This window comes from Paraburkholderia sp. EB58 (assembly GCF_050436665.1).
Taxonomy (GTDB): Bacteria; Pseudomonadota; Gammaproteobacteria; order Burkholderiales; family Burkholderiaceae; genus Paraburkholderia.
The window spans coordinates 1-21,598 of record NZ_JBNDMQ010000020.1; the positions used below are offsets into that span (position 1 = coordinate 1).

The 21,598-nt window shown below is 62.2% G+C and carries 20 protein-coding genes and 1 pseudogene; 3 read left to right on the forward strand and 18 right to left on the reverse strand.

The genetic code is table 11. From position 1 onward, the window contains the following. Positions 1-95: 95 nt before the first annotated feature. Positions 96-359: pseudogene (locus P3T40_RS26185) on the forward strand (GNAT family N-acetyltransferase); the annotation flags it as partial. A 92-nt stretch (positions 360-451) separates the two neighbouring features. Here the strand turns inward: P3T40_RS26185 and P3T40_RS26190 are convergent. The 14 genes from P3T40_RS26190 to P3T40_RS26255 all read right to left on the reverse strand — a co-directional run bounded on the left by P3T40_RS26190 (position 452) and on the right by P3T40_RS26255 (position 13,960). Beyond that, positions 452-1,855, reverse strand: coding sequence for an MFS transporter (locus P3T40_RS26190; protein WP_429270611.1), 1,404 nt, complete (start codon positions 1,853-1,855; stop codon positions 452-454). Positions 1,856-1,879: 24 nt separating this feature from the next. Continuing rightward, positions 1,880-3,145, reverse strand: a complete 1,266-nt coding sequence (locus P3T40_RS26195) for an NAD(P)/FAD-dependent oxidoreductase (RefSeq protein WP_429270612.1) — start codon at positions 3,143-3,145, stop codon at positions 1,880-1,882. Continuing rightward, positions 3,138-4,103 (reverse strand): VOC family protein, encoded by a 966-nt coding sequence (locus P3T40_RS26200; protein WP_429270613.1) that lies wholly within the window; start codon positions 4,101-4,103, stop codon positions 3,138-3,140. The genes P3T40_RS26195 and P3T40_RS26200 overlap by 8 nt, the downstream gene beginning before the upstream one ends. 17 nt (positions 4,104-4,120) lie before the next feature. Then, positions 4,121-5,626 (reverse strand): aldehyde dehydrogenase, encoded by a 1,506-nt coding sequence (locus P3T40_RS26205; RefSeq protein WP_429270614.1) that lies wholly within the window; start codon positions 5,624-5,626, stop codon positions 4,121-4,123. 27 nt (positions 5,627-5,653) lie between these two features. Next, on the reverse strand, positions 5,654-6,484 hold the full coding sequence (locus tag P3T40_RS26210; RefSeq protein WP_429270615.1) for an aspartate dehydrogenase: 831 nt from the start codon (positions 6,482-6,484) through the stop codon (positions 5,654-5,656). Next, complete coding sequence (locus tag P3T40_RS26215; protein ID WP_429270616.1) at positions 6,477-8,135, reverse strand: thiamine pyrophosphate-binding protein; 1,659 nt, start codon at positions 8,133-8,135, stop codon at positions 6,477-6,479. The genes P3T40_RS26210 and P3T40_RS26215 overlap by 8 nt, the downstream gene beginning before the upstream one ends. Next, positions 8,128-8,934 carry an SDR family oxidoreductase gene (locus tag P3T40_RS26220; RefSeq protein ID WP_429270617.1) on the reverse strand — a complete coding sequence of 269 codons (807 nt, stop codon included), beginning with the start codon at positions 8,932-8,934 and terminating at the stop codon, positions 8,128-8,130. The genes P3T40_RS26215 and P3T40_RS26220 overlap by 8 nt, the downstream gene beginning before the upstream one ends. Beyond that, positions 8,934-9,818: an IclR family transcriptional regulator gene (locus P3T40_RS26225; protein WP_429270618.1), complete on the reverse strand. Its 885-nt coding sequence runs from the start codon at positions 9,816-9,818 to the stop codon at positions 8,934-8,936. The genes P3T40_RS26220 and P3T40_RS26225 overlap by 1 nt, the downstream gene beginning before the upstream one ends. After that, entirely contained in the window at positions 9,819-10,718 is a 900-nt protein-coding gene (locus P3T40_RS26230; protein WP_429270619.1) for an alpha/beta fold hydrolase, read from the reverse strand. It abuts the gene before it with no gap. A gap of 132 nt (positions 10,719-10,850) precedes the next feature. Then, entirely contained in the window at positions 10,851-11,378 is a 528-nt protein-coding gene (locus P3T40_RS26235) for a cupin domain-containing protein (protein WP_429270620.1), read from the reverse strand. Positions 11,379-11,405: 27 nt separating this feature from the next. Next, positions 11,406-12,179, reverse strand: coding sequence for an SDR family oxidoreductase (locus P3T40_RS26240; RefSeq protein WP_429270621.1), 774 nt, complete (start codon positions 12,177-12,179; stop codon positions 11,406-11,408). Further along, a complete protein-coding gene (locus P3T40_RS26245) occupies positions 12,172-13,272 on the reverse strand; it encodes a Rieske 2Fe-2S domain-containing protein (protein ID WP_429270622.1) in 1,101 nt (366 codons plus the stop codon). Before P3T40_RS26245 ends, P3T40_RS26240 begins: the two co-directional genes overlap by 8 nt. A gap of 60 nt (positions 13,273-13,332) precedes the next feature. Then, entirely contained in the window at positions 13,333-13,644 is a 312-nt protein-coding gene (locus P3T40_RS26250; RefSeq protein WP_429270623.1) for a recombinase-like helix-turn-helix domain-containing protein, read from the reverse strand. A 1-nt stretch (position 13,645) separates the two neighbouring features. Then, positions 13,646-13,960, reverse strand: coding sequence for a non-heme iron oxygenase ferredoxin subunit (locus P3T40_RS26255; RefSeq protein WP_429270624.1), 315 nt, complete (start codon positions 13,958-13,960; stop codon positions 13,646-13,648). A gap of 439 nt (positions 13,961-14,399) precedes the next feature. On the opposite strand from P3T40_RS26255, the gene P3T40_RS26260 reads away from it, so the two are divergent. Further along, positions 14,400-15,473 carry a porin gene (locus P3T40_RS26260; RefSeq protein WP_429270625.1) on the forward strand — a complete coding sequence of 358 codons (1,074 nt, stop codon included), beginning with the start codon at positions 14,400-14,402 and terminating at the stop codon, positions 15,471-15,473. 197 nt (positions 15,474-15,670) lie between these two features. On the opposite strand, the gene P3T40_RS26265 is transcribed toward P3T40_RS26260, so the two are convergent. Beyond that, positions 15,671-16,612 (reverse strand): IclR family transcriptional regulator, encoded by a 942-nt coding sequence (locus P3T40_RS26265; protein WP_429270757.1) that lies wholly within the window; start codon positions 16,610-16,612, stop codon positions 15,671-15,673. Positions 16,613-16,996: 384 nt separating this feature from the next. Between P3T40_RS26265 and P3T40_RS26270 the strand changes: the two genes are divergently transcribed. Next, positions 16,997-18,694, forward strand: coding sequence for an acid phosphatase (locus tag P3T40_RS26270; protein WP_429270626.1), 1,698 nt, complete (start codon positions 16,997-16,999; stop codon positions 18,692-18,694). A gap of 108 nt (positions 18,695-18,802) precedes the next feature. Here the strand turns inward: P3T40_RS26270 and P3T40_RS26275 are convergent, their stop codons facing one another. The 3 genes from P3T40_RS26275 to P3T40_RS26285 all read right to left on the reverse strand — a co-directional run bounded on the left by P3T40_RS26275 (position 18,803) and on the right by P3T40_RS26285 (position 21,540). Further along, positions 18,803-19,471, reverse strand: coding sequence for a DUF4410 domain-containing protein (locus P3T40_RS26275; RefSeq protein ID WP_429270627.1), 669 nt, complete (start codon positions 19,469-19,471; stop codon positions 18,803-18,805). A gap of 121 nt (positions 19,472-19,592) precedes the next feature. Continuing rightward, positions 19,593-20,174: a DUF3501 family protein gene (locus tag P3T40_RS26280; RefSeq protein ID WP_429270628.1), complete on the reverse strand. Its 582-nt coding sequence runs from the start codon at positions 20,172-20,174 to the stop codon at positions 19,593-19,595. Between the two features lie 28 nt (positions 20,175-20,202). Next, positions 20,203-21,540 carry a heterodisulfide reductase-related iron-sulfur binding cluster gene (locus P3T40_RS26285; RefSeq protein WP_429270629.1) on the reverse strand — a complete coding sequence of 446 codons (1,338 nt, stop codon included), beginning with the start codon at positions 21,538-21,540 and terminating at the stop codon, positions 20,203-20,205. Positions 21,541-21,598 lie beyond the last annotated feature (58 nt).

Consider the following 21,598-nt stretch of genomic DNA (forward strand, 5'->3'; position numbering starts at 1 on the left):
GAAGTCTTACCCATGGCTGAAAGAGCCTCGTCACATCGCACGCGAGCGCATCCGAAAATATGGGCACGCGCCACGGGCTTAAGTAAGTGCCATTCCTGCTAGGCCTTGTTCACTATCTTTATCATCGACACACTACGATGGCCGGGCCGATCTGCTATCTGCAGGATCTCTATACGCTGGAGAGCGAGCGTGGCAAAGGTGTCGGGCGGGCGCTGATCGAAGCCGTCTACGAACAGGCAAAGGCGTCTGGTTCGAGCCGCGTTTATTGGCAAACGCATGAGACGAATCAGACGGCAACGAAGCTCTATGACAGCGTCGCTGATCGTTCGGGGTTTGTGGTTTTTCGGAAGGCGTTGTAGAGGAAGGCCGGATCCCCGCTACACGAGGCCCAATAAAAAGGGCACACCCACCGGTGCGCCCTCTTTGCCCAACCGCCAGCAAACACGTCCCCCTAAGCCTCCAACTGCTCCAGCACCTTCCCCTTCGTCTCAATCCCGAGAAAGTGCACGGTCAAAGCCGCGAGGAATGGCACGGCCGCGAGAATATAAAACGCGATGTCGAGATGCCCGCCCACCATGGTCTTCGACACGATCGCCGGAGCAAAAATCGCCGCGACCTTCAACCACGCGCCACCCACGCCGCATCCAAATGCACGAATGCTGGTCGGATACAACTCCGGCGTGTAGACATACGCCGTAATAAACCCGCATGCGAGGAAACCGAGTGCAAACGCGCAGCACGTCGCAACTACATACACGGACGAATTGTGGAACACACCCGCCAGCGCCAACGATACCGCACACAACACGAACGACAGATTGATAATCGGCTTACGTCCCACCTTGTCGACCAGCAGCGCGCAGGTCAACGAACCGATCACGCCCAGCACTGACGCCGCCACAGCCAGGTTCAGTGCCAATTGCAGCGGCGCGTGATAAACCGTGCGATAAATCGTCGGCAACCACGTGGAAAGACCGTACTGGATAAACCCACACGTCACCCACAACATCGCCACAGCCAGCGTGCGCTTCAGATAAGCCGGCCCAAACAGATCGCCGATCCGGCGGCGCGGATGCCGGTTCGCCATCGCATCGAACTCCGCCGCATGCTCAACCGGCGCAAGCGGGCCTTTAGCCGCCCGTTCGAACGCCAGCACTGCCGCATCCGCATCGGCCATCCGCTCGCGCTCCGCCAGCCAGCGCGGCGATTCCGGCACCAGCTTGCGCAATACGAAGAACAGGATCAACGGCATGCCGCCGATGAAATACATCGCCTGCCAGCCAAAACGCGGCACGATCCACGCACCCAGCGCATTCGACGCGAGCAGTCCCACCGGAAAAACGATTTCATACAGGAGAACGAAACGCCCACGGCCATGCGCACGACTGATCTCATTGATGTAAGTCGCCGCAACTGGCAGTTCACCGCCAAGGCCCAAGCCCTGAATAATCCGTAGGATAACGAACGCAGTAAACGACGGCGCAAACCCGCAAGCAATACTCGTCACGCCAATGATTCCCGAACTCACCGCGATGGCTCGCACCCGGCCTTTGCGTTCTGCATACCAGGGGAACACGAACGCGCCCACCAGTTGCCCGATCGATCCCGACGCAATCAGAAAGCCGATTTCCCAAGGCGTGAGCCCCCATTTCTGGATCAGAATCGGCAGCGTCGCTGCGATGGCAATTACATCGAAGCCGTCGAAGAACGTCGCCAGTCCGATCAGGATACGCGCGCGGATCTGCATCGCGTTGGCCGGCAAGCGCTCCAGACGCGCAATGATCGAGCCCCGGGTCACAGGGCCTGAGACACCGGCACCGCTGCGGTCCCCCATGGTGTTGTCGATGGTTCTCATGCCGTTATCGCCGTCCGAAAAGAGTTACGCGAGCGCCGTGCTGGCGTCAGTCAGAGTTGCAAGGTCGATCGTGCGGCCCTGGTTCATCCATTTGCGCGCGAGTTTCAAATCGCGCGGCGTGTTGATTGCAATCACCCCGCGAATCGCGCTGTCTTCCACATAGAAGAGCGTCGCGCGTTTGCCGGGCAGATCGCCGCGGATTGCCAATTGCGCATCGTTGGGGATGTCGCCGAGAATCTGCAGGTTCACGTCATACTGATCGGACCAGAACCACGGGATATCCGCATACGCTTCGAACACACCGAGCAACGCCTTCGCAGCAGAGATGGCCTGGTTTTGCGCATTCGCCCACGATTCGAGCCGCACACGGCGCTTCAACCACGCGCTCGGATGATTCGCCACGTCGCCGCACGCGAAGATGCGCGGATCCGACGTCGCGCCGAAATGATCGACTACGATGCCGTCTGCAATAGCGAGGTCAGCGGATTCCGCGAGCGCCGTATGCGGCGTGAGGCCGATGCCGGCGACCGCAAAGTCGGCGTCGAGCGTCGTGCCGTCGGCGAGTGTGGCGCGCACGCGCCTGGCGTCGTGCGGGTGATCGTCCAGCGAAACAAGGCCTGAATTCAGGCGCACATCCACGCCGTTTGCACGATGCAGTTCAACCAGGAAATCCGAAATCGCCGGCGGCACCGAGCGTGCGCACAAACGCGGCGCGCCTTCCACGACGGTTGCATCTACGCCAAGCTTGCGCGCCGTTGCCGCCACTTCCAGCCCGATCCAGCCACCGCCGATCACCAGCACACGCTGGCTCGCCCGCAGCCGCTCGCCGAGCGCGACGGCTTCATCGAGCGTGCGCAGATAGGCGATGTTCGACGTCTTCACCAACGCATCCGGCAAGCGGCGCGCCGCGCCACCGGTGGCGATCACGAGGCGGTCATACTGCACTTCGCGGCCGCACTGCGTGCGCACGCTGCGATGTTCGCGGTCAATCGAGGTGGCCGTGTCCGGTTGCCACGCCTCGATGTTCAGTGCGGCGAAGTCGTCCGGCTTGACGAGGCGCACGGTGTCGATGTCAGCTTCGCCGGCCAGCACCGCCTTCGACAGCGGCGGGCGTTCATAGGGCAAATGGATCTCGTCGCCGATCATCACGAGGCGGCCGTCGAAACCTTCCTTGCGCAGCGTTTTCACGACCCAGCCCGCGGCCTGGCCGCCGCCGATCACGACGATCGTGCGCGGTGCTTCCAGTCCAGCGTGAGCCGCTTGCGCGTGTTGAGTGGCAGCGTCAGTCATGTTTGCGCTCCGTCATAAACTTGCCTTCCGGCGCCTTGGCGTTCTTCTGGCGGCGCGTGTTGCCGTCAATACCGCCGTCGATCGCCCATTCGGCGAACACGGTCGGTCCCGGTTCGAAATCGCGAGGTTGCCACTCGGGCGTGAGTTGGTCCTCGTCCGCGTAATACTCAATCAACGCGCCCGCCGGGTTCTGGAAATACCAGAAGTACGCAGACGACACCGGATGGCGGCCCGGCCCGAGTTGCGTGTCCCAACCGCAGCGGCTGATATGCATGCCCCCGCCGAACACTTCGTGAATGTCGCGCACCGTGAAGGCGACATGATTCAGGCCACGCTTGCCGTTCGGCAATGCCAGCAAAAACAGGTCGTGGTGGCCACCGTGCGGCGCGCAGCGCAAGAACGCGCCCCGGCCCGGATAACGGTCGGACATCTCGAAGCCGAGCAGTTCCTGGTAGAACTTCTCCGTTTCGGCAAGGTTGTTCGTAAAGAACACCACGTGGCCCACTTCCACCGGTTCCGCGCGTTCATAAATCGGCGACGGTTGATTTACGCGCAGCGTCTGGCCCCACACGTTCGACGGCGAGCCGTGCGTTTCGAGTTCCCGCTTACGCGTCACTTCAACGCGGATCGCCATACCGTTCGGGTCGATGCACCCCACGGCGTCGTCGTGTTCGAAATGACCAGCCTGACCGGCGAAGCGGCCACGCAGCGCGTCGAGTTCGGCGCGTGTCGCCACACCCCACGTCACCTCGCGCAGCGTCGGACCTTCCTCGAAGGCGGGCGGCAGCGACGGATCATTCGCGTCGACGACAAGTACCGTGCAGCCATTCAGCGATTCAAAGCGGGCGCGGGTTTCGTCGTGCGCAGTCTCTTTCAAACCCCAGTCAGCGAAAAAGCGCCGGCAGGTTTCGAGGTCCGTTACACCGTAGGTAATCTGTTCAATACCGAGAATCGTCATGTCGTGCCTCGTGTTCCTTAATTCGCCTGGGGCGTATTAGCCCACGCCAAAGGCGCGTCATTCAAGCCCCAGTAGAGGCTCTTCTGCTGCATGTATTCGCGGATGCCCAAGCGGCCCTTCTCGCGGCCCAGACCGCTCTCTTTCCAGCCGCTGAACGGCGTCGAAATCGAGAACAGCTTGTAGGTGTTGATCCAGACAGTGCCCGCTTCGAGCGCACGCGCGACGCGCCATGCGCGCTTGTAGTCGCGCGTCCAGATGCCAGCGGCGAGGCCGAACACGCTGTCGTTGGCTTCCTTGAGGAGCGAGGCTTCGTCGTCGAACGGCATCGCTACCAGCACCGGCCCGAAGATTTCTTCCTGGCAGATGCGTGCGCTGTTCGACACGCCTTCAAGAATGGTCGGCTGATAGAAGTTGCCTGCTTCGCGTCCATCGCCTACTGGACGTTCTCCACCACATAGCAAGCGTCCGCCCTCTTCCAGGCCCAAAGCGACATAGCGTTCCACCGATTCGCGATGCGCCGGCGTAATCAGCGGACCCATTTGCGTTTCAGCACGCGAAGGATCGCCGACGCGCAGCTTGCGCGCGCCTTCCGTCAATCGCTTCATGAACGCGTCGTAGATCGGGCGTTGCACGAACAGGCGCGAGCCTGCGATACACGCTTCACCCGACGAGCTGAAAATGCCGTACAGCACGCCATTGACTGCGTGGTCGATATCCGCGTCGTCGAATACGATGGTCGGCGATTTTCCGCCCAGCTCCAGCGAGACCGGCATCAACTTGTCCGCTGCAATGCGCGCGATGCCACGGCCCACTTCGGTGCCGCCGGTGAACGACACTTTCTTCACAAGCGGATGGCGCACCAGCACGTCGCCGATCACCGAGCCCTTGCCCGGCAGCACGCTCAGCACACCCTTCGGCACACCTGCTTCTTCGCAGATGCGCGCGAGAGCGAGCGACACCAGCGGCGTCACTTCAGCGGGCTTCAACACCACCGCGTTACCCCCCGCGAGCGCCGGTGCAAGCTTTTGCGCATCCGAGGCAATCGGCGAGTTCCACGGCGTAATCGCCGCGATCACGCCAATCGGCTCATGCACGCTCATCGTCATGTAGTCGCCGCGCGAGGGCGTGAGTTCGTCATCAAGCGTTTCGAGGCACGCGGCGAAATAGCGAAACGTATTCGCCGCGCTCGCCACCAGTACGCGCGTTTCGCCGATCGGCTTGCCGTTGTCGCGCCGTTGCAGATGCGCAAGCGCTTCGTGCCTAGCCATGATCAGGTCGGCGATGCGGTACAGAATCAGCGCGCGTTGATGCGGCTTCAGGCCTGCCCAATCCGCCTTGCGCCACGCTGCGTCAGCCGCTTCGACCGCATCACGTGCGTCGTCGGCGCTGGCGGTGGAGATTTCCATATTGACCGACTGATCCGCCGGATACAGGCTTTTGTACGGGTTGCCACGCCCTTGCCACCATTCGCCGCCGATGAAAATATCGCCGGTGGGCACAAGGCTGGTATCGAAGTGAGTCATGTCGGTCATCCGCTCAGTTACGTCTAATCAAATCACGCAGCGCGCCGCGCGGTTGCGCAGGGCACGAATCGCGCTGAACGCGGTCAGCGCGGAAGTCTTGGGGTTATCGGGCAGTGGCTTGCCGCACATTTCCAGCGACATCTCGCCGAACGCGCCCCGCGCCAGAATCCGGTGCACGTTGCGCGTGACCGCCGGGTCCGCGATCAGCCTCACAATCGTCTGATCAAGGCCAAGACCTGCGAGTGCAATCGTCGCCGCGACGTTGGCGTTCTTCGGGTAAAGCCGTGCCGCTTCGCGCGCGCTACCTTCGAAGATAATCCGCTCTTCCGTCAGCGTCTGCAGATCGCATATGTCTTCGGCGGGCGTGCCGAGCCAGCCTGTCGGAGGTTTGCGGCCCGTGTACAGCACTTCGTCGAGGCCGCCCAGTTTCGCCGCGGCCAGCGCATCCACACCGCCAATCGCGCCGGAGAGCAGCGTCAGCGTCGCATCACCTTCATCGGCCGCAGCGGAGAGCGCATCGAGCAGCATCACATCCGACAGCGCGCCGATCGAAGCCACCGCGCAATCCGTACCGGCTTTTAGCAGCGGGACGACGTGATCCACGAGCGCACTATGGCCCGCGCATTCCAGTGCGAATTGCGGACGGCTGTTCAACGCTGCCACTGACGACACCACATCCACCGATGCACCCACCACTTCACGCACCGACGCGGCGTGACGCTCGGGCACGATCACATGCGACACGCGCACCTGGGGATCGGCGACGACCGAGCGATACACCGCCTGGCCGATCGCCCCGAAGCCGATCATCGCAACGTCCACGGGCGCGTGATGTCCCATGTGCTGACGATCACGCATGTTCGGGCTCCTGCTTCTTGACCGGCGGCCCGGCAAACGCGGTGGCGAACGAGCCGACCGACAGCATGTCCACTTCGACCAGCACCGGGCCGGTTTTTGCCAGACCTTCACGAATGATTTCGTCCGCGTCGTCGAGCGACTTGATGCGGTAGTGCGTGAGCCTCAGGCTTTCGCAGAACTGCGCGAAGTCCGGTTGATGCAAATCGACGAAGCAACGGCGGCCGCCGTAGTGCGCGTCCTGAATGTTGCGGATCACGCCGTAGCACTGGTCGTTCATCAGCACGATCATGACGTTGGCGTTTTCCTGCACGGCCGTCGCGAGTTCGCCGACGTTGACCATCAGGCCGCCGTCGCCTACCAGGCACACGGTCTTCGCTGCGTTCTCAGCCAGCGCTGCGCCGATGGCCATCTGCATGCCCTGGCCAATGCCGCCGCCCAACGCATGCACGCCTGCGCGCGGCGAGAAAATCTTCAGCAGGCGGTTGCCCCACGTGCTGTTCGAGATCGTCACATCGCGTACCCAGTTGTAGTCTGTGCCGACCGAGCGCTGCAGCGCGTCGACAAGACGCTTGTACGGGCCAAGGCCCTTGCCCACGTCCGCCACCGCGATCTCACGCGCGGCGGCCAGATCGGCGCCGAACTTCGGATCGACCTTCAGACGCCCTTCGAGCAGCGTTGCCAGTTCTTCCAGCACCGAGACAGCGTCGCCATGCACGAACAGTTCGTTGCGATAGCCGCGGTTGTCGGCCAGCGCGTCGGCGTCGATGCGATATAGCGGCTGCGGCAACGCGAGCTTGTACTTCAGTGTTTCGTTGCCACGCAGACGCGAGCCGACGACGAGCACCGCGTCGCAGGTCTTATAGAAGCTTTCCACCGATGCATGCACGTTGAACGCACCGAGCGTCGCCGGATGATCTTCCGGCAGGATGCCGCGGCCCTGCACGCTGGTCACAACGCCGAAGCCCAGCGCCACCAGACGCTCCACCGCAGCACGCGCATGACGTGTACCGCCGCCGAGCCACAGCAACGGGCGCTTCGCCTTGACGAGTGCTTCGGCGAGTTGCGCGACGCGCTTGCTGTCGTGCGTGAGGGTGGTCACATGCGGCGCGCCCATATCGGCTGGCCACTCGATTTCTGCTGCTTGAATGTCAATCGGAATCTCGACGCTCACCGGACCGCTCGGCGCGGTTTGCGCGACGCGCACGGCTTCGCGGATCGTCGGCAGCGCGGTTTCAGCAGTGCGCACGCGGTACGCGGCCTTCGAGATCGACAACAGCATCGACAACTGGTCCGGCGCTTCGTGGATATACGCGAGGTCCCGATCGAGGTACTCGGTTTCGATCTGGCCGGTGATGTGCAGTAGCGACGTGCCTGCCGTCAGCGCTTCGACCATCGCACCCGCTGCGTTGCCTGCTGCCGTCCCCGTGCTGGTGAACGCCACGCCGAGGCCGCCGGATACGCGCGCCAGGCCATCGGCCATGTTGAGCGCGCCGGCTTCGCCGCGCGCGCCGACATAGCGGATGTTGCCGCGATTGTTGATCGCGTCGAGGATCGGCATGTTGTGGATCGAAATCACGCCGAACGTAGTACGAACGCCGCATTGCTCGAGAAAGGCGGCAATCAGCTCGCCGACGGTGGTTTTGTTAGACATGTCGTGCATTGCCTCCAGAGACATCGATATGACTGCCTGTCGTGTATGACGACAGGTTCGTAGCCAGATAAAAGAGTGCCTGTGCGGCCTCTTCGGGACGGCCGAAGCGGCCAAGCGGAATGTTTTTCTTGCGTGCGAGTTCGGCGGTCCACTCTTCCCAGCTCTGACCGGGCGCAGCTTGCGTCACGAAGCGGCGGCGCCATTGACCGGACTCGACGATGCCGATCAGAATCGAATTCACACGAATGCGCTGCGGTGCGAGTTCAACCGCGAGCGACTTGATCAAGCTCAGCAGGCCGGCTCGTGCCGAAGAGGTCGCCACCATATGCGGCTCCGGCTGCAGTGCCAGCAGCGAATTCACGCAGACGATCGAAGCATTGCCCGCGCCCGCCGCGTCGCGCAGCATTGGCAGAAATGCGCGGGTCGGGCGAATCACGCTGAAATACTTCAGGTCGAGTTCTTCGCGCCAGGCGTCGTCGGTGGTGTCCGCGAAAGTCGACACGCGGCCTTGGCCGGCGTTGTTCACCAGCATGTCGGTGCGGCCGAAGCGGCTTTGCACTGCTTGCGCGAAGGCATTCACCTCTTCGGCGTTGAGCACGTCGCAACGAGCGGCCAGCAGTTGCGCAGCCGGGAACTGTGCCCTCAACGAGGCTTCTGCTTGAGCAAGCCGCTCGGCATCGCGACCGCAGATCGCCACCGATGCGCCCGCGCGCGAAAACAGTTCGGCAGTTGCGAGGCCGATGCCGGACGAACCGCCCGTCACCACCGCTACCTGTCCGGTCAAATCGATTTGAATCATCAGAGCCCCAATGCCTTCATATATTTGCTGCCCGCTCCCGGCCCGCACTTGGGACGGTAGTTCAGGCGCTGCGAAAGTTCGTCGGCCGCGTGGCGGACCTTGTCGATCAGGCCGCTGTCGAGCAGCGCCGCGTCGATTTCGGGGCGCGGAATCGTCGTCGTGATCACCGCGACGATGCGGCCCGTGTCGTTGCGCACCGGCGCGGTGACGACCGAAATGCCGCGTTCGAACGACGACTCGCTGATCGCGAAGCCGCGCTGCGCGTCGTCGCGAATCCGCTCGTAAAGCTCGTCGATGGTTTCCGGCGTCAGTTTCGTAAAGCGATGGAGCTTCGGCTCCGGGTATAGCCTGCGCAGTTCGTCGAGCGTCAGGTCGCCCATCAGGACCTGGCCGTGCGTCGTCGCATGCGCCGGCAAACGCGTACCTACGTTCACCTTCACCGAGCTGAAAATCGGCGTATGGCTTTGCGCCTTGGCGACAAACACCACATCGCGTCCGTCGCGAATCAGGATATGGCTCGTCAGACCGGTGTCGTTGCGCAAGGCCTCGATAATCGGCAAGCCGAGGTCGGTCAGTTCGAGCGAGCTCAGGTATTCGAAGCCAAGGCGCAGCACCGCGACGCCGAGGCGATAGTTGCGGTCCTTGGCGGCACGCTCCAGAAAGCCGAGCGATTCGAGCGTCTGCAGCAGACGAAACACTGTCGTGCGGGGAATCTTCAGGCGCCGGGACAACTCCGGCGCACCCAGTACCGGCTCGCGGGGCGAGAACTCGGTGAGAATTTTCAGACCGCGTTCGAGACCCGGCACCTTGTAGCCGGGATCGGCACGGTCGTCGTCCCGGTCGTTGTCTGTAACGCGCTCGGCGCTAATCGTGTCGGGCGTCATTTAGTGGCTCCGTGGTGCCGCGCTTGCGCGGCAGAACGTGTCGATGATCGCGGTGTACGCGTCAGCGGCTTCGATATAACCAGCGTGGCCGGCGCACGGCACGACCTGCAGCGGTGTGCGGGCGGCTTGAGCCAATCGCTCGCAGGCCGACGGCGGCGTGATGGTGTCGTCGGCACCCACCGCCACGTTGATGCGGCCGGGGAAGCGCGTGAGGTCGGCGGCGAGATCGGCGTTTGCGAGCAGGTGCGTCGCCTGGGCATAACCGTGCAGCACGATGCGCGCCATGTTCCAGCGTACCCAGGCACGCGCCGTGTCGTCCGCATGTCGCGACAGCATGTTCGCGCTGCGCTTTTCGGCGAGACCTGTGGGGCCGAGTTCGGCCAGCATGGCAAGACGCTGGTCGCGTTTCGATTCGCGCACATCCGCTGCCGCCGCGCCATAGCCGCCTGCAGGCGAGAGAAGCAACAGGCCTGCGACGCACTGTGGATTCGCAGCAGCGAATGCGCCTGCGATGATCGCGCCCAGCGAATGGCCGACCAGCACGCAGCGCTCAATACCTAGCGCGTCGAGCCAGCCGCGCAGTACTTCGGCGTAATCCGTTGCGTTAGGCGACGCGGGCACAACCGGCGTGGATGCGCCGTACCCAGGCGCATCCCAGGCGAGCACGCGCCGCGTGCCGCCCAGCGCTTCAAACTGTTGCACCCACGACGCCGCACCCGAGCCGATGCCATGCAGCAGCACGAGCGGCAACGCGTCGTGGTTCACCAAAGCCCCCGCTTGAGCTTCGCGATATCCCACGGTTTGCCCGGCCGCAGTGACGGCCTGCTGCGCGGGAAAGCGCGCAAGACGCGCTTCGAGCGAGGCAGCAAGATCGGCAGTGACGGAAGGGACAGCGGACATGGTTTCTATCTGCAAGTGCAAGGTGATGTGACTTCATTCACTACGGCAACCGTGCGGTGCACGGTGTGCCGTGTGGGGTATCTCTGGCGCGAGCCGCTCAACCGGCAGCACCCCGTGCTTAACTCCCGACGCTTAACGCTTCAGCTTTGCCAGCGGCGAATCCGGCGGATACGTCGGCGTGATCGGCTTCGGCGAACCGAGCATCACGCACATCAACGCATCTTCTTCACCGATATTCACTTCCGTGCGATACACGCCCGGCGGCACCGAGATCAGATCGCGCTCGCCGAGCACCGATTCCCACGTCTCACCGTCGCGTTCGCAGATCACTTTCATCTTGCCGCGCAGCACGAAGAAAATTTCTTCGACATCCATATGAATATGGCTCGGGCCGATGTTGCCGGCCGGGATCACCATCGTCGAGAACGTGAAGCCGCCAGCCGGCACCGTGTTGACATCCTTCGCGACGCCCGTGCCACCCGTGCCGACATAACGCATCTGCGCACGGCGATACTTCGGGTCGTAGTCGGCCTGGAACTTCAGCGCGTCCCAATCGTAGCGACGGGTTTCAAGGCGTGCGACGCGCGTGTCCATCCACTGCGTAAAACTGGCTTCCGTGGGTTGATCCCACGACTTACGTTCGATATCGGTGTCCGCCATCTCTTTCTCCTTTCGGTCAAGACAAGATCAATTCATCACAAAGCCGCCGTTGACCGGCAGCAACTGGCCGGTCACGAAACGTGCGGCGTCGGACAACAGGAACAGGACTGGTCCCGTGACATCGTCGGGGACCTGCGCGCGGCTCAGCGCGCGGCCTTTAAGGTAGTACTCGTGACGCTCGGCCGGCACGTAGGCGGTGGCCTCGACTTCGGTCAGACCTGGCGCAATTGCGTTCACCGTGATGCCATGCACGCCGAATTCGCGCGCCAGCGAACGCGTCATTGCGATCACGGCACCCTTGCTGGCGACATATGCCAACAGCTTCGGCGCGCCCCACATCGCCGTATCCGAGGCGATATTGACGATGCTGCCGCGGCCCGAGTCACGCAGATGCGGTAACGCCGCCGTGCTCATTAGCCAGGTGCCGCGCACGTTGACGTTCATCACCGCGTCCCACGTGTTTACCGCGAGCTCGTCGGCAAACTTGCCGCCCGAGTTGGTGATCGCCGCGTTGTTGATGAGCGCGTCGAGACCGCCGAGTTGTGCAACCGCCTGAGCGATGAAGTTCTGAATGTTCGACGGGTCGGCAAGATCAAGCGGGAGGAAATGCACCGCACGGCCTTCGCCTTGCAGCGTCTCGGCGAGCGCCCGACCTTCGTCGTGCAACACATCACCGAACGCGACTTGCACACCGGCTTGTGCCAACGAGCGGACAAACGCTGCACCTAAACCGCGCGCGCCGCCTGTGACGATCACGCGCCGGCCGTTCAGAGCCGCGCGCGCAGCGTTAGCGTCATGCATGGCTATGTCCTGCTGCTGCACCGGCTTCGGCCGTGGCAGCTTGCGCACGGTGCGCGACCAGTGCCTCAAAGTCCTGCTGCGCACGCTGGCGCAACATGCGACGCACGCGCGTCATGCCGACGTCGTGCTGGTAAAGGAATTCGTGCTTGCGTGCATTCGGCGCCATGCTTTCGAGGACATAGCGGTCCTGTTCCAGCACGTCCCAATGCAGACCTTCGAGACGGTTGCGGTACAGGAAGCGCCATGCATCGCGCTGCCAACCCGACACCTTGCGGGTACGCCAGAAGTAAACCTGGCAGTTGTTTTCGTCGACCGGAACCGCGAAGCCGATGATCCCGAAGTTACCGCCGGGGCCAAACTTCTTCTTGTACGGAATCGCGAGACGCATCCACAGGCAGCCGGTTTCGCCGAGTTCGACCCAGTCAAAATTGACGTCGCGCTGGCCAACCTTCTCGAACATCAGACCGGTGTCGGTCTTGCGCACACGCATGTCGGCCTGCTTGTCACCTTCGGCCATCGAATGCGAGGTGGCATGCAGATACGCGCCATGCATCGGATCCATCACGTTGTCGATCGCGTACTGGTAATTGCACTTCCAGTTCGACATGCACAGAAAGCTTGCGTACTCCTCACCGACCAGTTCTTCCGGCAGCACGAGCGGAGCGGGTTCCTTGTGTGCGTCGTCACCGAACCACAGGAAGATCGCGCCGGCGCGTTCTTCCACCGGATACGACTTCACACACTTCTGGCCTTCGAGCGGGCAGTTCGAAACGGCCGGCACCTTGGTGACTGTACCGCCGCCGTCGATTTCAATGCCGTGATACCAGCATGCGACGCTGCCGCCGAGATTCCAGCCCAGCGACAGACGCGCGCCGCGGTGCGGGCAGCGGTCTTCGAGTGCATGGACATGGCCTTCCTGGTCGCGCCACAGCACGATCTGATCGCCGAGACGCGTCAGGCCGATCGGCGCATTGCCAACCTGCCAGCTCGGGGCGACCGGATACCAGTAGTTGCGCAGGCCGAGGTCGAGATAAGCCTGAAGCGGATCGGCGGTGCCGTTGTCCGTCGTGGTGTGGGGTGTGGGGGACGTCATGAAAAGACTCCGGATGCGTGAACGGTGCGACGGGTTCGCGATGTTGTCGGGATAGCGCGCTTATTCGGCGAGCAGGCGGAATTCGGCGGTCAGGCGTTCGGCCGTCCACGTCGCGCCTTCCGGCGTCCGGAAGCCCACGCGGTTCAAGCCGGCAACAACTTCCTCCAGCTCCGCCGCGCCCGCTTCGAAGACCTTTTCGAGCGCATCGCCGAAGTCGTTCTCGTACTGCGTCGGCTCGGCCTTGCGGTTCTGCCACACGAGGTTTTGCGCCTCGCCCGGCTTTTCGATGACGCCCTTGCCTGCAACGTTGTTCGGCTGCGGCGCGAGCCACGGCTTCAGGGAGGGATTGAATTTCACGGCTTGCTCTCGCATGTCATTCCACCTTGATCTGAATTTCTTCACCGGCAAGACGAACCGCGTACACCTTCAGATCGCGGCCGCCCGGCTCTTTCAAGCACTTGCCAGTCGGGATATGGAACACGGCTTCGTGCAACGGGCATTCGACGGTGTCGCCGTCGACAAAACCCTGCGTCAGCAATGCGTACGCATGGGGGCAGACGTTTTCCAGCGCGTAGAACGCATCGCCCACCTTGTAGATGCCGATCTCGGTGCCGTCGAGCTTGAACTCGAGCGGCGCGTCTTCGGACAGTTCGCCGGCATGTCCGGCGCAACGCCATTGTTCAGTCATTTGCTACCTTCTCCTGAAGCCATTTCTGTTCCACCTAAGAAACAGCAGTTCGTGTATGGACAATTATAGGAGTCGTCCGAGCCGGAGAAAATAAAAATCTGGCGCGTTAGGGGAAAACACCGATGTGGCATCGGAAAGACACTGCATCCCTTACCGACCTGACGGCCATCCCTGCGCTACGTCCCTATTCCGTAAGGATTTTCTGTCGTCGTCCGAAGCAATCCCTCGCAGGGCATTCGGGTTTCCTCGGGGCTCGAAAATTTATTTTGACCACTTCTGAAGACCCTATACTTTCCATAGGCGATACATATGCCCATATATGGAACAAACAAGAAGCGAAGTTTGGGCGCATAAACCACGACTACCGCTCATTTACTCAACGCAATACGGACGGCGGAATGGGATCGAGCCATTCGTCATATGATAAGGAGAACCAACGGTGAAACGAATCATTGCAGTCGGTCTTTCCGCGATGTGCGCCGCGACAGGGGCGTGGGCACAAAGCAGCGTCACGCTTTACGGCAGTCTGGATGCCGGAGTCGCGTACGTCAGCAATGTGGGTGGCGGGACGAAGTGGATGGCAGAACAGGGCAACATGCAGCCCGACCGTTGGGGCTTCAAGGGAGTGGAAGATCTGGGCGGCGGTCTGCACGCCATCTTCCAGTTGGAAAACGGCTTTGCTACGACAACCGGTGCGATGTCTTCACCCGGCACGCTGTGGAACCGCCAGGCGTATGTGGGCTTGAGCTCGGATCAGGTCGGCACATTGACATTGGGCCACCAGACGCCGTTCAACTTCGACGTGCTCGGCCCGCTCAGCACGGGCTATCTCGCCGCCAGCTGGTATGCGTTCCACCCGGGCAATATCGACGAACTCGCCGACACGAGCGTCGTTCCGTTCAACAATTCGGTGAAGTTCCGCTCGGCGACCTTTAGCGGCTTCTCATTCGGCGCGATGATGGGTCTCGGCAATACGACCGATTTCGCAACCGGACGCACCTTGAGCTTCGCGGCCAGTTACGCGATCGGCCCGTTCAAGGCCGGCGCGGTGTACTCGAACGAGCATAACCAGACGCCGTCGATCATCACGACGGGTATCACGAACTTCCAGGGTGTCGCGGCCGCAACCTACACGGCGGACAAGATGGAGAACATGGGTGCGGGCCTGTCGTATCAGTTCGGCAAGCTGCTGGTCCATGGCCTGTACACGCGGGTCAAGCTGGACAACCCGGGGTACTCGAACACGTATCAGAGCTACGACGCAGGCGCGAACTATCAGTTCACGCCAGCCAACAGCGTCGCAGGCGGCGCGGCGACGACGAGCTTCGACGGTCATCGCTGGACGCAGTTCGAGATCGGCGATATCTACGCGCTGTCGAAGTCGACGCAGGTGTACGTGAATGCGCTGTATGAGCGTGCAGGTTCGAATACGGACGCTGCGTTCTTCACGGCAGGCGTCTCGAACAGCCGCAATCAGACAATCTTCCTGACGGGCATTCACCACTCGTTCTAAGCAGGTGAGCGGTCGGTTGCACGTGGACGACGGCAAAGGGCCGGGCAGCAACATCGTGTTGTTGCCCGGCCCTTTGCGTTTGAGGTTTTCGCTTCCTGGTCTAAAGCGAGCAGTTCGAGGAGAAGCTTGAGCGAGGGGGCTTTAGCGAGGCGACGCGTCAAAGGGTGGCCGCGCAGCACTCGATTCGCTTAGCTCACCTAGCTGGCCGCCACAGAACTGCGGCGTGCCGCAGCCACCGTCGGATCGTCCGGACGCGGACGATAGTTCAGGCGCGTCGACAGATCGATCGCCGCGTTGCACACCGCTGCGATCAGCGGCTCGCGCTCACCAGCCTCGCCGATATCCGAACGCGGCACGGTAACCGTCAACGCCGCCACGATGCGACCGGTCTGGTCGCGTACCGGCGCCGTCACCACTGAAATGCCACGCTCGAACGAAGCCTCGCTCACCGCGTAACCCAGCGCCGCGCTTTCCCGCACGCGCTCGCTCAGTTCTTCGACCGTCGCAGGCGTGCGATCCGTAAAGCGCTCGAGTTGCGGCTCAGGGTAAAGCTGGCGCAATTCTTCGTAACTCAGATCGCCCATCAATACCTGGCCATGCACCGTGGCGTGCGCCGGCAGACGCGTACCAACGTGCACCTTGACCGAGCTGAACATCGGATCGTGCGTCTGCGCCTTCGCAACGAACACCACGTCGCGCTGATCGCGAATCAACAGGTGCGTGCTGAGTCCCGTTGCGTCGCGCAGACGTTCGAGAAGCGGCGTGCCGATATCGGTCAATTCAAGCGAACTCAGATACTCGAAGCCCAGCCGCAACACCGCGACGCCCAGCCGGAAATGACGGTCGCCGTTCACGCGTTCCAGAAAGCCGAGCGCTTCCAGCGTCTGCAGCAGGCGGAAGGTCGTGGTACGAGGAATGCCGATGCGCTTCGATAACTCCGGCGCGCCGAGCACGGGCTCACGCGCGGTGAATTCTGCAAGGATGCGCAGGCCCCGCTCGAGGCCGGGCACGAGGTAGGTCGAACCGCCGGCGCTCTCTTCGTCGGCGGTTTCGTTTAGGTCAACGGGTGCTAGAGCCTCGTTGTGAGCCGTCGGCGCATCGGCGCGCGGCTTGGCCGGTTTGCGTCCCGCTCCTGTCATGTTTTCTTTTGCCATATCCGGCTGCAGTTCGTGCTGATCGTCCATAGGTCAGCATGATAGCGCGAAGCGCTGTGGGCCAATTTAGCCACGCCTTGACCGTATCCGCCGCGGTCATCGACAATCGCAAGGCACTTGAAATGTCGATCCTTCACAACGTGCGTGCCGTCGAACCGCTACCGCACAATCGAATGCCGCCTGACACACAAAAAGAACCTGTGCAGCGCGATCATTAGCAGATCGTCGACGTCTGCAAACGCCGCGCCCTCGACGAAAACATTTCACTGCTTCAGCAACAGAGTCACGAAACGAAGCGCCAAGTACTCGCCGCAATGCGCGCCCGATAACCGGCGCGCCGAAGCAGCCCCGACCTGAGGATCTAGCTCAATGAACGAGAAGGACGATTTGCCCCTGCCGCACGCGAACCCCGAGGCTGGCAACGACGACGGTCCCGACAATCCTGAACGCCGCCGGGTCCTCACCGGTATCGCGGCGGTGGGCTTCGGACTCGCGCTCGCCGGCTGCAATACAGAAGAGCAGGCGGCGGGCACGCCGAAGAGCGCAGCCGACCTCAGGCTCGACGCGGCGTTGCACGACCAGGTGCGCCACATTGTGGTGATTTACGCCGAGAACCGCAGCTTTGCGAACCTGTACGGCAATTTCCCAGGCGTGCAGCATCCGCTCGATGCGGTGCCGGCAGAACGCTACATGCAGCTCGACCGCGACGGCAGGACACCGCTGCCGCAGTTGCCGAAAATCTGGGGCGGCCTCGTCCCGCAGGCGCAAGAAGTGGACGGCAAGCACTATATGATCGGCGAAAACGCGATTGTCGATCTGCACAATCGGCCGTTCCGGATCCCCGACGCGCAGGGCGCGCCCTTGCCGAACAGCGTGATCACCCGCGACCTGGTGCACCGCTTCTATCAGAACCAGATGCAGATCAACGCCGGGCGCAACAATCAGTTTGTCGCGTGGGCCGACTCCGGCGGACTCGTGATGGGGCACTACCGGAATTCCGCCGAGACTCTGCGAATCTGGAATCTCGCGCAGCAATACACGCTGTGCGACAACTTCTTTATGGCGGCCTTCGGTGGCTCCTGGCTGAACCATATCTTCCTCATCTCGGCGCAAGCGCCGCTGGTGCCGGATGTGCATAACAGCGCGGCCAAGCAGTTTGTGTCCGTGATCGAGGGGGATGATCCGACCGGTGCGCGGCTGAAGCTTGCTGCGAATTCGCCGGTGTCGGCGCTCAACGGGCCGCCGAAATTCGTCAACGACGGTCTGTTTACACCTGACGGTTACGCCGTCAACACGATGGCGCCGCCATACCAGCCGAGCTTCGTGCAGCCCGCAGTGGGCGGCAATCCAGCCTACGCCGATCCGTCGAATCCGCGCGTGCTGCCACCGCAAAACTACGCAACGATCGGCGACCGTCTGTCGGATAAGGGTGTTGACTGGGCGTGGTACGCCGGCGCGTGGCAATACGCGACCGACCATCGCGACACGGGCGATGTGCCTGACTTCCAGTACCACCACCAGCCGTTCAACTATTTCGTCAACTACGCGCCGGGCACCGACGCGCGCCGCCAACATCTGCGTGACGCCGGCGTGGGCGACGACGCCTCGACCAACCGCCTGATCGCCGAAATCGAAGCCGGGCGCCTGCCTGCCGTCACGTTCTATAAGCCGCAAGGCAATCTGAACATGCACGCGGGCTATGCGGACGTCGAATCGGGCGACCGCCATATCGCCACGGTGATTGAGCATCTGCAGCGCGGTCCGCAATGGGCGAATACGGTGGTGATCGTCACGGTCGACGAAAACGGCGGTTGGTGGGATCCGGTGTCGCCGCCGAAGGGAGATCGCTGGGGTCCGGGTTCACGCATTCCCGCACTGGTCGTGTCGCCGCTCGCGAAGAAGGGCTACGTGGATCACACCGTCTACGACACCAACTCGATCCTGCGTTTCATTAGCCGGGTGCATGGCTTGCCTCCGCTCGAAGGCGTGGCCGCACGGGATCGCGCATTCGCGCAAAACGGGCTCGCACCGCTAGGCGATCTGACCGGAACGCTTGAGCTTGCCTAGGTGACTGTGATGTTGTCCCGCTGGGTCAGCGGGACTGCGATTTGTGCGCATAAACTGGTAAGTGGGCACTCACATTGGCGGACATCCGCCCGGATGACCATTGCGCGCTCAGGGTAGCTTGGCCTTCAACTTCGCCACCACCGAATCAGAGATCTGCTGCGCCGTATTCTTGATGGTCGATGTCTCGTCGTGACCGGCCATCACGAACTTCGCGGCAATCACGTACGGGTTGAGCTTGATGAAGGCGCCGGGTTTGTCTTTGCTCTTGCCTTCCTCGGTGCTCTCGTAAAGCGGCGGTAGATCCGGCGTGGACAGATCGTCGAGCGTGACGGCGACCTGCAAGTCATTCTGCCCTGCGCCGAAACCCACCATCGCGCGCTGCAAGCGGTTGCCGTCATCGACACTCAGAAACACGCCGCGCACCTGCCAACCCGTAGCAGCCGCTGCCTGGCCAGGCAATACCCGGCGTGCGTCGACGCCTGCCTGCTTCAGGTCGCCAGTCAGGTCATCCGCCATTTCGTTGACGATCTCCTTGGCATGTGTCTGCGGGTCCTTCGAAGATCGCAAGGGTCCGCTCGGCAGTACGCCGCCCAAACGCCGCAGGCGGCTGCCCGGGCCGCTGTCCGGCTTGACGCTGGCCGCATCGAGATCGAAGTCCGCCACATAGACGACCGGCGGTGGAGCCGGAAACGGTGAACTGTCAGCCGCGAAGCTGGCTGTGGTCATCGTACTGAGGCACACCGCCGCAAAGGCGGGCTGTAACCATTGACGCACCATGACGCGCCTCCGCGATCGTCGTCCCGACGCCGCCCATCCTACATGGCTGTGCTCGTCACGCAGGGCGAGCACGCGCGCGTTGCGCTCGGTTGCGCTCATTGCGCGCCGAGCGCTTTACTCGTCAGGCGAGATCTTTCAATAACGCAGCCCGGACCCGCGACTCGATGATCTGGGTGGGAACCGGATAATTCGGATGATCGCAACCGATCTGCAGCGCGGCCCCGTCGCGCAACCGTGCTTTCATCGCCGGCGTGAATTCGAAGCGCACGAAGTGCACGGCTGAGGTCTTCTGATCGTTGTCGCGCTCGAGGTCCTCATCGGCGATCGCATAGACGGGCGGTTCGCTCTCAACCTGCATAAACACACTGTCTTCGATGCCGATCAATCGCGCCAGTGCCGCAGCCCGTTCGATTTCGTTTTCGTACTCGATCTGCATCGTCGCCTTCAGATTGCTGCCGTCCGGCACCAGCGGCAGATACGCGTTCAGTTCTCCCTGAATACCGTCCTCGTCGAAAATCTTCTCGATATGAAGCATTTCCTGAATCTGGTAGCGGATCGTCGTTTCGTCTTCGAACAGGAACGTGACATGGTTGCCGAGCGGCACGGTGCGATCTTTCTTGTGCTCGATCACCTTGGCGCGCATCGCGATACGCGACTTCGAATAATTCTCGAGCGACAACAGCGAGTTGCGGGCGATGCTCATCAGGAATCCTTGCAGTCAGTAAGCGTTATCAGAGCCCGTAGGCCTTGCGCAGCAGCGTGAGCGGATGCGCGAGCTGTCCTTTCGACAAGCCGTTTCCGTCGAGCCCCTGTTCGATATGATGGCCGGCCAGCTGGCAATCCGACGAGATGTAGTCGGGGTGCGGCTGCGCCATCGCCTTGAAAACCGGCGTGCCGATCTGCATCGCCGTGCGGTGGAACTCCTTTTTGACGCCGAACGTGCCGGCATGCCCGGAACAGCGCTCGACTACGGTGACCTGCGTATCCGGCACCAGCGCCAGGGTTTCGGATGTTTTACGGCCGATGTTCTGCACCCGCGCGTGGCATGGCACGTGATACGACACTTTGCCAAGCGCGGTCTTGAAGTCGGTTTTCAGGAGTCCGTCGCGATGACGCGACACGAAGTATTCGAACGGATCCCAAAACGCCTCGCTGACGGCACGCACGTCGGCATCGTCAGGGAACATCAGCGGCAGTTCATGCTTGTACATCAACACGCAGCTCGGAATTGCGCCAATGATCGCGTAGCCCTCGCGGGCGTATTTCGCGAGCACCGGCAGGTTCCTTTCCTTTTTATCGGCGACGCCCTGCAGGTTGCCCTGTTCGAGCAAAGGCATGCCGCAGCACGCTTCGCTCTTTACCAGTTCGTAAGGAATCTCGTTGTGCGCGAGTACGGCGAGCAGATCGTGGCCGATCCCCGGCTCGTTGAAATTCACGTAACAGGTGGCGTAAATCGCTACTTTGCCGGGCGTGCGTTCCCCATCGCGCACCTGAGCCGCCGGAGATTTTTTTGCGGCACTGCGGAATTTGCGCGGCGCGAAATCGGGCAGCCACGCATTTTTGTCGACGCCAAGCGCGCTCTCCATGATGCCTCGCGCCGCCGCCGTGTGATTCACCGCGTTCACCGTCTGCGTAACCACGGGAATGCCCGCGAAGCGGCCCAGCGCATCGGTGTTCGAGAGAAGCTTGTCGCGCAGCTTGACGTCGCCCTTTTTGTAATCAATGGCCTTGGCGCGCAGCATCAAATGCGGGAAATCGACGTTCCACGGATGCGGCGGAACATAGGGGCACTTGGTCATGTAGCAGAGGTCGCACAGGTAACACTGATCGACCACCTTGCCGAACTCGGCCTTGTCTACCTCGTGGGCTTCGCCCATGTCCGTGGCGTCGACCAGGTCGAACAGCGTGGGAAACGCGCCGCAGAGCGAAACGCAACGGCGGCACCCCGCGCAGATGTCGAAGACGCGTGCCAGTTCCTGATCAAGCGCATCCTGATCGTAGAACGCATCCGAAAGCCAATCGAGCGGATGCCGGGTGGGCGCCTCGAGGCTGCCTTCTTTGTGGGGCATGGAGTCGGACTCCTTGAATGCACACGAACAGGAGCCTGCGGACCCTTTCCGCAAGCTC

What these genes read in the sequence shown, in the direction of transcription:
- P3T40_RS26190 (WP_429270611.1), bottom strand. Translation starts at nt 1,855, where the DNA reads ATGAGAACCATCGACAACACCATGGGGGACCGCAGCGGTGCCGGTGTC.
- P3T40_RS26195 (WP_429270612.1), bottom strand. Translation starts at nt 3,145, where the DNA reads ATGACTGACGCTGCCACTCAACACGCGCAAGCGGCTCACGCTGGACTG.
- P3T40_RS26200 (WP_429270613.1), bottom strand. Translation starts at nt 4,103, where the DNA reads ATGACGATTCTCGGTATTGAACAGATTACCTACGGTGTAACGGACCTC.
- P3T40_RS26205 (WP_429270614.1), bottom strand. Translation starts at nt 5,626, where the DNA reads ATGACTCACTTCGATACCAGCCTTGTGCCCACCGGCGATATTTTCATC.
- P3T40_RS26210 (WP_429270615.1), bottom strand. Translation starts at nt 6,484, where the DNA reads ATGCGTGATCGTCAGCACATGGGACATCACGCGCCCGTGGACGTTGCG.
- P3T40_RS26215 (WP_429270616.1), bottom strand. Translation starts at nt 8,135, where the DNA reads ATGTCTAACAAAACCACCGTCGGCGAGCTGATTGCCGCCTTTCTCGAG.
- P3T40_RS26220 (WP_429270617.1), bottom strand. Translation starts at nt 8,934, where the DNA reads ATGATTCAAATCGATTTGACCGGACAGGTAGCGGTGGTGACGGGCGGT.
- P3T40_RS26225 (WP_429270618.1), bottom strand. Translation starts at nt 9,818, where the DNA reads ATGACGCCCGACACGATTAGCGCCGAGCGCGTTACAGACAACGACCGG.
- P3T40_RS26230 (WP_429270619.1), bottom strand. Translation starts at nt 10,718, where the DNA reads ATGTCCGCTGTCCCTTCCGTCACTGCCGATCTTGCTGCCTCGCTCGAA.
- P3T40_RS26235 (WP_429270620.1), bottom strand. Translation starts at nt 11,378, where the DNA reads ATGGCGGACACCGATATCGAACGTAAGTCGTGGGATCAACCCACGGAA.
- P3T40_RS26240 (WP_429270621.1), bottom strand. Translation starts at nt 12,179, where the DNA reads ATGCATGACGCTAACGCTGCGCGCGCGGCTCTGAACGGCCGGCGCGTG.
- P3T40_RS26245 (WP_429270622.1), bottom strand. Translation starts at nt 13,272, where the DNA reads ATGACGTCCCCCACACCCCACACCACGACGGACAACGGCACCGCCGAT.
- P3T40_RS26250 (WP_429270623.1), bottom strand. Translation starts at nt 13,644, where the DNA reads ATGCGAGAGCAAGCCGTGAAATTCAATCCCTCCCTGAAGCCGTGGCTC.
- P3T40_RS26255 (WP_429270624.1), bottom strand. Translation starts at nt 13,960, where the DNA reads ATGACTGAACAATGGCGTTGCGCCGGACATGCCGGCGAACTGTCCGAA.
- P3T40_RS26265 (WP_429270757.1), bottom strand. Translation starts at nt 16,612, where the DNA reads ATGACAGGAGCGGGACGCAAACCGGCCAAGCCGCGCGCCGATGCGCCG.
- P3T40_RS26270 (WP_429270626.1), top strand. Translation starts at nt 16,997, where the DNA reads ATGAACGAGAAGGACGATTTGCCCCTGCCGCACGCGAACCCCGAGGCT.
- P3T40_RS26275 (WP_429270627.1), bottom strand. Translation starts at nt 19,471, where the DNA reads ATGGTGCGTCAATGGTTACAGCCCGCCTTTGCGGCGGTGTGCCTCAGT.
- P3T40_RS26280 (WP_429270628.1), bottom strand. Translation starts at nt 20,174, where the DNA reads ATGAGCATCGCCCGCAACTCGCTGTTGTCGCTCGAGAATTATTCGAAG.
- P3T40_RS26285 (WP_429270629.1), bottom strand. Translation starts at nt 21,540, where the DNA reads ATGCCCCACAAAGAAGGCAGCCTCGAGGCGCCCACCCGGCATCCGCTC.